The organism is Bacteroides sp. K03 (assembly GCF_019734355.1).
Lineage (GTDB): Bacteria > Bacteroidota > Bacteroidia > Bacteroidales > Bacteroidaceae > Bacteroides > Bacteroides nordii.
Window position 1 is genome coordinate 344591 of record NZ_JAASHC010000003.1, and the last position, 13175, is coordinate 357765.

At 40.7% G+C, this 13175-nt stretch carries 7 protein-coding genes; 5 read left to right on the forward strand and 2 right to left on the reverse strand.

Annotated features, from left to right (window positions below; genetic code table 11):
• Positions 1-30 precede the first annotated feature (30 nt).
• On the reverse strand, positions 31-2664 hold the full coding sequence (locus HCG69_RS03885; protein WP_221648928.1) for a zinc-dependent metalloprotease: 2634 nt from the start codon (positions 2662-2664) through the stop codon (positions 31-33).
• 653 nt (positions 2665-3317) lie between these two features.
• Between HCG69_RS03885 and HCG69_RS03890 the strand changes: the two genes are divergently transcribed.
• From HCG69_RS03890 to HCG69_RS03910, 5 genes are read left to right on the forward strand one after another with little or no spacing between them, the layout of a single operon-like run.
• Positions 3318-6500 (forward strand): exodeoxyribonuclease V subunit beta, encoded by a 3183-nt coding sequence (locus tag HCG69_RS03890; RefSeq protein WP_221648929.1) that lies wholly within the window; start codon positions 3318-3320, stop codon positions 6498-6500.
• Positions 6497-7105, forward strand: coding sequence for a radical SAM protein (locus HCG69_RS03895; protein ID WP_221648930.1), 609 nt, complete (start codon positions 6497-6499; stop codon positions 7103-7105). Before HCG69_RS03890 ends, HCG69_RS03895 begins: the two co-directional genes overlap by 4 nt.
• A gap of 15 nt (positions 7106-7120) precedes the next feature.
• Positions 7121-7828 carry an energy transducer TonB gene (locus HCG69_RS03900; protein ID WP_221648931.1) on the forward strand — a complete coding sequence of 236 codons (708 nt, stop codon included), beginning with the start codon at positions 7121-7123 and terminating at the stop codon, positions 7826-7828.
• Between the two features lie 25 nt (positions 7829-7853).
• Entirely contained in the window at positions 7854-8786 is a 933-nt protein-coding gene (locus HCG69_RS03905; RefSeq protein WP_221648932.1) for an energy transducer TonB, read from the forward strand.
• 13 nt (positions 8787-8799) lie between these two features.
• Positions 8800-11688: a PD-(D/E)XK nuclease family protein gene (locus HCG69_RS03910; protein WP_221648933.1), complete on the forward strand. Its 2889-nt coding sequence runs from the start codon at positions 8800-8802 to the stop codon at positions 11686-11688.
• A gap of 9 nt (positions 11689-11697) precedes the next feature.
• Here HCG69_RS03910 and HCG69_RS03915 read toward each other — a convergent pair whose 3' ends face one another.
• Entirely contained in the window at positions 11698-13131 is a 1434-nt protein-coding gene (locus HCG69_RS03915; RefSeq protein WP_221648934.1) for a hypothetical protein, read from the reverse strand.
• Positions 13132-13175 lie beyond the last annotated feature (44 nt).

Consider the following 13175-nt stretch of genomic DNA (forward strand, 5'->3'; position numbering starts at 1 on the left):
TATAATTTTAATTAGCTACTATTTCAATGATTATTTCAAACCCAGTGCAGTGTTAATGCGCAGAATCATATCTTTATAATGATACTTTGTAGCTGTGTCTGATGTTCCCAGACGACTTTGCAACAAGTCTTTTATACGAAGCAATTCACCGCGTTTCACAGAGATTGCATCTGAAATACGATTCAACTGCGAACCGTAGAAGTTTAATTCGCGACGAGCCCCCATACGATCACTATCTAATGAATGATGTGCATACTCATCACAACTACACGCAGGTTCCTGATGATTCAACAAGAAATGATCATTCATCAGCTTTTTGTTAATCTTTACACCTTCACTTTCGGCAGCAGCAGTAATCAAGGCATCCAGGAAATTCTTCTGCAGCGCACGAGTCATAACGTCAGGTATTGCACCACGTTCGGTAGTAGCAAAAATACTACGATGCAAACCATCCATCAGATCCACAGCAGTAAAAGCCTTCTTACCATTCACCGACTCATTTTCGAGCATACGCATCAAACGATTGTTTGATAACAAATCCCATAGAATATATGATTGTGCATTCTTTAATATCAGCGTAGGAGCATTCTCTACTACACCCAACGGAGTGTTGCGAAGCAAATAAGTGTACTCTCCTACTTCTGTATCAAACAGCCATTTAGGATAAGTCAGAACTTCATCAAGCAAGAATTTCAATGCAGCTTGTTGTTTCTCTTTCTCTACGAAAGTATAAGTCTTCTGGCCATCACCAACAACCGTATTCTCAATATAGATACCACCAATGTTGGCCATCACATGATAAAGATAGTTGTTCCACTGATTGATAACAGCATAGTACAAACGCGAAGCTTCCTCGTAGGTTTGTCCTTTCTCGCCGGTAGTAGTCCACTGGATAATCTGCGGAACAATACGCTTCAGATTCTCAATACCCAAAAGAGAAGAACGTACTGCATCATCACCTAAATCTTCGTTCTGAGCACGTGGATCTACTGCATCACGTACATCCTGCGCTTCGCTATACTTATAAAGACGGTCAGTATGACGACCTAAGAAATCATAAAGCAGTTCTTTTTCCGCTTCCGGAGTTTCCTTGCCGTACCAACGATATCCGTACTCAATAGCAAAGATATCATACGGACCAATATGCGGAGAAAGCACCGTCACCCCATCACCCGGCTGTGCCACATAGTTGAAACGGGCATAGTCCATGATAGAGGAAGAAGTGGAATTCATACGGTCTGTAAATGACTTGGAACGCAATGAGTCTGTAGGAAATGCCCATGACCCCATCATGTTATGACGAAGTCCCAAAGAGTGACCTACTTCATGGCACGCTACGAAGCGCATAGCATCTCCCATCAGTTCATCAGAGAGTTTCACTCCACGAGCCTCAGGACGGATAGCACCCGTCTGCACCGTAATCCATTCCTGCAACATACCCAATACATTGTGCCACCACATGATATCTGCCTCAAGAATTTCTCCCGAACGCGGATCAAGAATAGACGGTCCCATCGCATTGGCTTTTGTAGAAGCAGCATAAGTCAGCACAGAATAATTCACGTCATCCATATCTATTGTCATGCTATCTGTAACCTCTTTTGCGATAATGGCATTTTTAAAACCGGCACGTTCAAAAGCAATCTGCCAGTCTTCAATACCTTGTTTGATATACTTACGCCAACGATAAGGAGTAGAATTTTCAATATAAAACACAATCGGTTTAGCAGGTTCTACCAACTCACCACGTAAGTAACGTTCACGATCTTCCGGTTTCGGTTCCAATCGCCAACGAGTGATAAATCTTTTTGTATCCACTCGTTGTTGCCCGTCACTATAGCTCAGTAGCGGATTCGTAAAGTAGCCTACACGTGCATTATCCAGTCTGCCTGTCATTGGTTTCTCCGGAAGAAGCATCAGTGAAGAGCTTACTTCTACAGTGACGTATACGGAAGTGGTTCCTTCTGTTACTTTCGTTGTTAACTCGGAAGTAGCTACCACATTGTTTTCAAATGACTTAATAGAAAGGATCCGTGATAAGTTCTTTATAGAAGATGTACCCAGATTAATATTAGTAAACACATTATTGATGCTTGTTTCCGTACCATCATAAATGTCGTTCACCTTAACAACCATCATTGTTGAGTCATTATTAAACGCCTCAATCTTAAAACCAGCGATCAATGGAGAAATATAATTATCACGTACCGATTGACTGATAGCATCTTCGATAGGTGAAAGAGGCAACGGACGACTCTGACGGATAAGCAACTTATTGGTTGCTTTATCAAGTTCGAAACGTACCATTTGGTTTTCGTAGTTAACGCCACGGTTCACTCCCGCTTCATTCAATTCAGCAGGAACGCGTTGCAGTTTATTCACTACCAACATATCTCTACCCAGCAAACTCGCCGGAACCTCAAAATAATAGTCGTTCTTTTTCTGATATACGTTAAACATACCACGACGAACGATGCTACCATCTCCGGTCAGTTTCTCATACTCATTTTTGGATTTAATACTGTCGTTGGATTCACTTTTCTTTTTCTTGCGGAACCATCCCATAGAATCGGGAGTCGGATTTCCGGCATACAATACAACGGAAGGACCGCACAGGAAAGCACCTGTGGCCACCGTAATCAGCAGGCTTGTTCTAAATTTCATCAAGTTAATCTATCAATTATCAGTTATTTCATTCTACTCTATAGAATAAAGGGGACGACAAAGATAATAAAACTATCAATATGAATCATTGTTAGCAACAAGTTTTGACCTTTTTTCTTAATTAAAACGAATTTTACTTGCATTTTCATACAAATGCATCCTGCTTTCTATTACACTTTAACAAAGTTTCTCTAAATTGAAATATAAAAAGAGAAGAGATATCACATATCAATCTGCCAATAATACGAATCAGTAATTGAAATTCTATTTTAACCTAATTGGTTTTAGGGTTTAATAACCTCTGCCGTTACTTTCTCCTGTATTGATAAAGTCCTGTCTCATAGAGTAACGTACGAAGTCTCGGTAGGCAACGTTGTTTTAGATGTACATGTAAAGCAGTACGACATGTGCATGTGGGACAGTATGACATGTACATGTGGAACAGTAAAACATGTACATGTAAAACAAAACAGGGTACCGAGAAAAAGAATGTTCCTTTTCGAGAAAGACAAAGTACAACACCGGGCAAGGACAATAATACCGTTTAGAGGCATCCCATAGCAAAATTAAGCTGCACCTTCACATAAAAAATAAACTCTTTCATTTTATTCTGCACTCAGTTTGTATTATCTTTGCCTACAAATCGAAACTACATGGAACTCTTAGTATATAAAGCCTCTGCCGGCTCCGGAAAGACTTTTACGCTTGCTGTAGAATACATCAAACTACTTATTCTTAATCCGCGTGCCTACCGCCAAATACTTGCTGTGACCTTTACGAATAAAGCTACGGCCGAAATGAAAGAACGTATTCTCAGCCAGCTTTATGGTATTTGGACTGAAGATCCGGATTCTGATGCTTACCTGAAGCGGATCATAGAAGAAACGGGAAAGCAAACTGATGAAATACGAAAATCTGCCGGAATAGCTCTTAGCTATATGTTACACGATTACAGTCGTTTTCGTGTAGAAACAATAGACTCTTTCTTCCAGTCCGTGATGCGTAACCTGGCACGCGAACTTGAACTAAGCCCCAATCTGAATATCGAACTGAACAACAGCGAAGTGCTGAGTGATGCAGTAGACAGCATGATTGAAAAACTGGCCCCTACCTCTCCCGTGCTTGCCTGGTTACTGAATTATATCGATGAACGTATTGCAGATGACAAACGCTGGAATGTATCGGAAGAAGTGAAAAGCTTTGGCCGCAATATATTCGACGAAGGATACATAGAAAAGGGGGAAGGACTTCGGCAAAAGCTGATTGAAAATCCGGAAATTATAAAAAACTACCGTCGTGAACTAAAGGAAATGGAGACGGAGGCCCTTGAACAAATGAAAGGCTTCTACGATCAGTTTGAAGGAGAACTGGACGGACATGCATTAACTGCAGACGATCTGAAGAATGGTTCGCGCGGAATAGGAAGCTATTTTCGAAAACTCAATAATGGGATACTTGGTGATGATATCCGTAATACAACGGTAGAAAAATGTTTGAGTGATGAGAAGAACTGGGCAGCAAAAACCTCTCCGCGTTATGAAGATATACTTCGTTTAGCTGCTGACAGTCTGATGCCTTTGCTGAACGAAGCAGAGAAATTCCGGTCCAGGAATAACAAGATCGTAAACAGTTGCCGGCTCTCCATGCAGCATCTCAACAAAGTGCAGCTACTGGCCAATATAGACGAAGAAGTACGCCAACTGAACCGGGAAAATAACCGCTTTCTATTATCAGATACCAATGCCCTACTCCACCAATTGGTCAAAGACGGTGACTCTTCTTTTGTATTCGAAAAGATAGGAACGAATATCCGAAACGTAATGATAGATGAGTTTCAGGATACCAGCCGGATGCAATGGGGAAATTTCAAATTGTTATTATTGGAAGGACTCTCCCAGGGAGCCGACAGTTTGATAGTAGGTGATGTGAAACAATCTATTTATCGTTGGAGAAATGGTGACTGGGGAATACTTAACGGATTGAATGACCGGATAGAACACTTTCCGATTCGTGTGGAAACACTAAAGATCAACCGAAGAAGCGAAACGAATGTCATACGGTTTAACAACGAACTATTTACAGCTGCAGTAGAGTACCTGAACACTCTGTATAAAAGTGAATTGAACACCGACTGTGAAGCGTTGCAAAAAGCCTATTCGGACGTAGCACAAGAATCTCCTAAAGAGAAACAGATGGGATACGTCAAAGTCTCTTTCCTTGAACCGGATGAAGAGCATGACTACACAGAAAAAACACTTATAAGCCTGGGTGAAGAAGTGGAACAGTTGCTGAACTCAGGAGTGAAGCAGAACGATATCGCCATTCTTGTCCGCAAAAATAAAAGTATCCCCCGTATTGCAGACTATTTTGACAAAACACTACAATACAAAATTGTATCTGATGAAGCCTTTCGGCTGGATGCTTCGCTTGCCATCTGTATGATGATAGATGCACTGCGCTACCTTTCTGATCCGGAAAACCGGATAGCAAGGGCTTCACTAATTATGAATTACCAATTAAAAATTAAAGGTTTTGAGGGAGAATTGGATGCATTGCTTACAGGAGCACCCAAAGAGTTATTACCGGAAGCTTTTATTGAAAACATAAAGACTCTAAGGTTAATGCCTCTTTATGAGTTGCTGGAAGAGCTATTCAGTATCTTCGAAATGAACCGTATCAGTGCTCAGGATGCTTACCTGTTTGCTTTCTTTGATGCTGTAACAGATTATCTGCAAAGCAATTCTTCTGAGTTGGATAGTTTTATCCGCTTCTGGGAGGAAACATTATGCAACAAGACTATTCCCAGTGGAGAGATAGAAGGAATCCGTATCTTCTCAATTCATAAGTCGAAGGGGTTGGAATTTCACACAGTACTCCTGCCTTTCTGTGACTGGAAAATGGAAAATGAGACCAATAATCAGCTCGTGTGGTGTACTCCGGCAGCAGCACCATTCAATGAGCTTGATATCGTCCCCGTCAACTACTCTACACAGATGGCGGAGTCCGTATACCGGGAAGACTACCTGCAAGAACGCCTGCAACTATGGGTGGATAATCTGAATCTGCTTTACGTAGCCTTTACCCGTGCCGGAAAAAATCTGATAGTATGGAGTCGAAAAGGACAACGCAATACAATGTCGGAATTACTCACTGCAGCCCTACCAGAAGTAGCGCGCAGAAATGGGACAGAATGGGACGGAGAAGAACCCTATGAACAAGGAGAACTTTGTCCCTCTTCGGAAGAGAAGAAAAAAATATCTGCCAACAAGCTTACCCGGAAAGCAGAGAAACTGCCGGTCAGAATGGAGTCCATGCGGCATGAGATTGAGTTCCGGCAATCCAACCGCTCAGCGGACTTCATCAAAGGAATTGAGGAAGAAGAATCGGATGACCGCTTTATCAATCGCGGACGGTTGCTACATACTCTGTTCTCGGCTATTGAAACGGAAGAAGATATAAACACAGCTATTGACCGGTTGATCTTTGAAGGGGTTATTGGCAGCAGGGAAATGGAAAAGGAAGTGAGAAAGCTCACACAAAAAGCATTCGCCCTGCCAGAGATACAGGACTGGTACTCGGGACGTTGGCAATTATTCAATGAATGTGCCATTATATATAAGGAAGACGGAGTATTGCAAACCCGCCGTCCGGACAGGGTAATGATGCGGAACGGGCAAGTGGTGGTTGTAGATTTCAAATTTGGCAAGCCCAATAAGAAATATAATAAACAGGTACAAGGATACATGCAATTACTAACAAGGATGGGATATACCAATATTACAGGATATTTGTGGTATGTAGACGAAGAATTAATTCAAAAAGTGGAAAAGAGATGAATACCATTCCCATCATAGGTATCAGCAGACATCGGCTTGCAACAGACGGAAAAGGCGTAACCACCCTGGTCGCTTTTCATGGATGTCCGTTGCGGTGCAAATATTGTTTGAACCCACAATCATTGCAACCTGCCGGAATATGGAAACACTATGATTGTCTGCAGGTATATGAGGAAGTAAAAATAGACGAACTTTATTTTATAGCTACCGGAGGAGGTGTTACTTTCGGCGGAGGAGAGCCTTTACTGCAAAGTGATTTCATCTGTGATTTCCGCGAACTATGCGGACCGCAATGGCAACTTACAGTAGAAACATCTATGAATGTATCACAAAAGCAGATAGAAAAACTATTACCCGTAATAGATCATTATATCATAGATATCAAAGACATGAACTGTGATATTTATAAACAATACACAGGAAAAGAGAATCAACAGGTAATTAGTAATCTCCACTGGCTCATATCACAGGGAAAGGCAGAACAAATTACAGTCAGGATACCACATATCCCGTCATATAATACATCTTTGGATATGGAAAAGAGCATGTATCAATTGAAGGAATTGGGTCTATCTCACTTTGATCAGTTTATATACCACACTTAAAAACAAAAGACAGTCATGAAAAGAGGAAAACAGACTTGCAGAATCCTAAAAGAGATTCGCCGGCAAATTGCCGAAGTAAATGACATAGAGTTTATTACTTCTGAATGCCAGTATCAGGGAGACTGTCTGGGTACTTGCCCGAAGTGTGAAACAGAAGTTCGTTATCTCGAACAACAACTGGAACGGAAGAGAATGGCAGGAAAAGCAATCACAATACTGGGAATATCGGCCGGAGTTATGACCATGAATGCACAAAATACAAATTCTTCCAAATGTCAATCTCCTAAAGATACAATAGAAACAATAGTCCAAGGAAGTGATACTTTGGCAATCCCCAAAAAGGTTCCAACCTCCCAACCAGTAGCAGAAGAAGCAGAAGAAGCAGAAGAAGAGGAAGACTTTTTATTAGGCTATATAAATGAAACTATGCCGCAGTTTCCGGGAGGAAATGCTGCACTGATGAAGTTCATTGCAGAAAACTATCAATACCCTACCACTCTACAAGACTCCAATATAGTAGGACGAGTTATCGTCCAATTCACAATAGATAAAGAGGGATATGTGGTCGAGCCTAAAGTAGTACGTTCTTTGCATCCGGATTTAGATAAAGAAGCTCTGAGAGTAATTAGACTTCTCCCCCAATGGAAACCTGCAAGCCAGAGAGGAATACCTGTATGTGTCAAATATACAGTTCCTGTGACATTTAAACAAAAACCGTTATAATTAATTCACATATAGTAAAACAACTATGAAAAGAGGAAAGCAAACTTGCAGAATCCTAAAAGAAATTCGCCGGCAAATTGCCGAAGCAAATGACATAGAGTTTATTACTTCCGAATGCCAGTATCAGGGAGACTGTCTGGGTACTTGTCCGAAATGTGAAACAGAAGTTCGTTATCTCGAACAACAACTGGAACGGAAGAGATTGGCAGGAAAAGCAATTACGGTATTGGGAATATCGGCCGGAGTTATGACCATGAATGCACAAAATTCAAATATAGATTCTATCCAAAAGCAAAGTCTAACTGACATAATAGAAATTGTATCAACAGAGGTATCTGGCACAAATAACACAGACTCATTATTTGTAATAAAAGGAATTGTTACAGATAGCATGAGGAATCCAATTACTGGTGTACTCATTATTGAGAAAGGAACTAAAAATGGAACAGTGACAGACGAATTCGGAAACTTCACATTAAAAGTCTCAGGGAAACATCCATTGGTCGTTCAATCTATAGGCTTTCAGTCTCAGGAAATTGAGATACAAAAAACAGCTTATATACAAGTGGTACTCCAAGAAGATAGTACTCTAATGATGGGAGAAATATTAGTGGTAAATACCAAGAAGAAATCACAGAAAAAAAAGATACTTACTACCTGTGTAAGCGAGACCATGCCGGAGTTTCCAGGAGGAAATACCGCATTAATGAGCTTTATACAGCAAAACATACAATATCCAGATCCTGATATTTGTATTACAGGAAAGGTTATAGTACAGTTTATCATATCAACAGACGGCAATATTACAAATGCTAAAATTGTACGAGGTGTTCATCCTAAATTTGACAAAGAAGCGTTACGTGTAGTCAAACTCATGCCAAAATGGAAGCCCGGTACCCAAAAAGGAAAACCAGTAGCCATGGAATACACAATACCTGTCAGTTTCAGATATCAATAGTTATATTCAAAGTATGAAAACATTTCTCCAACTGGTCGCTCAAGACCTTCATAGCAAAATAGGAAACGATTTATCGCGTGTAGCAATCGTTTTCCCCAACAAACGTGCAAGTTTGTTCTTCAACGAACATTTGGCTTCACAATCCGATCATCCTATCTGGTCTCCTGCTTATGTCAGCATTAGCGAATTGTTCCAGCAACTGTCCGATCAGAAACTGGGAGATCCCATCCGCTTGGTGTGTGAGTTGTATAAGATTTTTCGTGAGGAAACAAAAAGTGAAGAATCTCTGGACGACTTCTACTTTTGGGGGGAACTACTTATCAGTGACTTTGATGATGTAGACAAAAATCTTGTAGATGCAGATAAACTCTTTACCAATCTGCAGGATCTGAAAAATATTATGGATGATTTCGACTTTCTGGATAAAGAACAGGAGGATGCTATTCGTCAATTTTTCCAGAACTTCTCCATAGAAAAACATACCAAATTGAAAGAGAAATTTATTTCTCTTTGGGACAAGCTTGGGGACATTTATCGGAGCTACCGTTCACAACTTGCCTCTTTAGGTATTGCTTACGAAGGAATGCTCTACCGTAATGTCATTGAAGCACTTGATACTAATGCTTTGCGGTATGACAAATATGTATTCGTAGGTTTTAATGTGCTCAACAAAGTGGAAACCCGCTTCTTCTCCCTACTGCAAGAGGCAGGTAAAGCACTTTTCTATTGGGACTATGATTTGTTTTACACCCGTCTGCCCCAGCAAAGACATGAAGCAGGCGAGTTTATTCTTCGTAATCTGGAGAAGTTTCCGAATGAACTTCCCGAAACTGTATTCGATTGTCTGCGTCATCCCAAGAAAGTACGTTTCATCTCTTCTCCCACAGAAAATGCCCAGGCACGCTATCTTCCGGAATGGGTCAGAGATACATTGTTAAACAAAGATCTTCAAGAAAAGCCTTGCGAAGAAAAAGAAAACGCAGTAGTACTTTGCAATGAATCTTTATTACTTCCTGTCCTGCACTCTATTCCGTCAGAAGTAAAAAACGTCAATATCACTATGGGATTCCCATTGGCACAGACCCCGGTTTATAGTTTTATCAATGCTGTCGTTGAGTTGCAAACAACCGGTTATCATTCTGAGACTGGTCGTTACAGCTATGATACCGTACAAGCCGTACTAAAGCATCCCTATACTCGCCAAATCTCTCTCAAAGCTGAACCATTGGAACGTGAACTGACAAAGACCAACCGCTTCTATCCTCTGCCTACAGAACTGAAGCAGGATGATTTTCTATCACTGCTCTTCACCCCAAGAAGTGGTATCCGGGCAATCTGTCTTTACATTACAGAGTTACTGAAAGAAGTATCCACCCTCTATCGCCAGGAATCGGAGCAGGATGATATTTTTAATCAACTCTATCGTGAGTCATTGTTCAAGAGCTACACAATGGTAAATCGCCTGCTCAACCTGATTGAGAACGGAGAGTTACAAATACGTATCGATACTTTGAAGCGCCTGCTTAGCCGTATCCTGAATGCAGCTAACATCCCATTCCACGGTGAACCGGCTATCGGCATGCAGGTTATGGGAGTACTCGAAACCCGTAATCTCGACTTCCGTAATCTCATCATACTTTCGCTCAACGAAGGGCAATTACCTAAGTCCAGCGGTGAATCTTCCTTCATCCCTTACAATCTCCGTAAGGCTTTTGGTATGACAACCATTGAACACAAGAATGCAGTATATGCTTATTACTTCTATCGCCTTATACAGCGGGCAGAGAATGTAACATTGGTATATAACACCTCGTCAGACGGCCTGAACCGCGGAGAATGGTCACGTTTTATGTTACAGTTCCTTGTAGAATGGCCACACGACATCAGCCGGGAATTTCTTGAAGCCGGTCAGTCACCACAAAGCAGCCGTGATATCTGTATTGAAAAAACACCGGAAATATTGAATCGCCTCCGCAATACATACAACTTCGAATCTAATCCCAAAGCATTTGCTCTCTCTCCATCGGCGCTCAATGCCTATCTGGATTGTCGCCTGCGTTTTTATTATCGCTATGTAGCCGGGCTAAAAACTCCCGATGAGGTAAGTGCGGAAATAGACTCAGCCCTGTTTGGTACCATTTTCCACCGTTCAGCGGAACTTACTTACGGTGATTTAAGTGCTAACGGCAAAGAGATAAGAAAAGAAGATTTAGAACGCCTTCTACGTGATGACGTTCGTTTGCAAGGATACGTAGATCGTGCCTTCAAAGAAGAATTCTTCCATGTTGATCTCAACGAACGACCGGAATACAATGGAGTGCAATTAATAAACTCCAAGGTAATAGGCTCATATCTTCGGCAACTGTTACGCAATGACCTGCAATATACACCTTTTTCTATGGTAGGTATGGAAAAGAAGGTACAGGAAGAAGTGACAGTAAATACTCCTGAAAGCCCGATAAAGATACGGATAGGCGGAACCATCGACCGTATGGATTGTAAAGGTGATACACTTCGTATTGTTGATTACAAAACAGGAGGAAGCCCCAAAACACCAACAAACATTGAACAACTGTTCACTCCCGCCGAAGGAAGACCGAATTATATCTTTCAGACCTTTTTGTATGCAGCTATCATGAGCAGGCAGCAATCCCTAAAAGTAGCTCCTGCCCTACTCTATATTCATCGGGCTGCTAATGAAAGCTACTCTCCCGTTATCGAAATGGGTGAACCTCGGAAGCCAAAGATACCAGTCAATAACTTTGCCTTCTTTGAAGACGAATTCCGGGAACGGTTACAAACTCTGTTGGAAGAAATCTTTGGGAATGAAACGCCCTTTATCCAAACAGAAAACACGAAAGTCTGCGAATATTGCGACTTCCGTGCTTTGTGTAAAAGGTAAATCATCGTTTTATTTTCCTGCTTCTCCTATTTTGAAAGAGACAACTATATCCCCTTTCTGTAACCGCCCAATCAGTATTGTGGCAGGATGTACTGGAAGGGGAATTGATTCTTCCATATCAGAAAGAGCTTGATTATACACTTCAACTCCAGAAGGATCATATAATGAAAGACGATATCCATCTCCGTCTTTTACAATCAGCTGATTATCGATAATCGAATAAGTAGGCGCAGAAAGAACCGCCTCTTCTATTCCATCGGGAAAGTCCGAACAGTCATAGATCATTTCATCTCCCGTATAACAGCGTAACAACTTATACTGCGGAGCATCCAGATGATAACCGGAATTGTCTAAATAAAGTAATAGATTCAATGATCCCACATCTTCCAGCCACACATGTTTAATATCTCCCTCTAACACAACACGTTTCAGTGATTTCCCCATACATTGTATCATGTCTGCCTGTATCACTTTATAAGGACTATATCCGGAAGGTGCGTAATATACTTCTGTACGATAAAGCCGTGTACAAAGATAAACCTGCTTACCGACAGAATGATTAAAGTTATAGAGAGAATAATCATAAGCCAAAGTAAGCCCGTTTCGACTATTAAAAGTCCAATAAATTACTCCATTCACATCATATAAATAACCACCATCATAACGATACCCATTTTTATAAACCGGATAACTTGGATAGTTATTTATTATCTGAGGCTCTCCAATTGTAAATTTGTCAATGCTATTTGATGGAGTCTGGATTTCCCAAGTCTTACCTACCTTAAGAAAAGTAGACTTATAATTAGGATCAACGACCTGACCACTATGATAAAGAGCAGATTTATCCGAAGCAAGTACTTGCACAAGGCTTGTACTCGTATTACTACCATCAGTTGGAATCGCTAAATCAGCGCCCCAAAAACCTAATGTACTCCCAATACCTTCAATCCAAATATCTCCATTACTATAATTAGAGCTGATTTCCATCACTTTCCGTCCACTTTCAAAGTGAACATTCTCCACTGTCAATGTTACAATATTACCAGGAAAACCTAAATTAGACAAATTACCTCCAGTATTCCAAGGTATAACGTATGATTCAATCTTGTCTCCTTTTTCTTTAGAGAAGTCATACAATAGTAATCTCTCCGGATCGTTTGTGTATTCCTGAAACGGATAATACCACACTTTACGATCTTCTTCCAGAAAGGCTCCAATTAACGCCTCATTCATATACAGTTTCTTGCAGTTTTTATCTCCGAGTAGCGTGTCTCCTCCTAATTCATAAAAGCAATCGACATCTACATACTTATCACGCCAACCTCCATAACTGAAATAATTTGTTTTCCATTGTGTACCAGTCTGTGAAAATTCCGTTTGAGCCTGCATATAAACAGGATACATACAACACAAAAATAATAATAGAATAGTAGTGTTTTTCATAATATCAATATTTTGGTTGAACAATTCCCAAAGGTAATAATAAA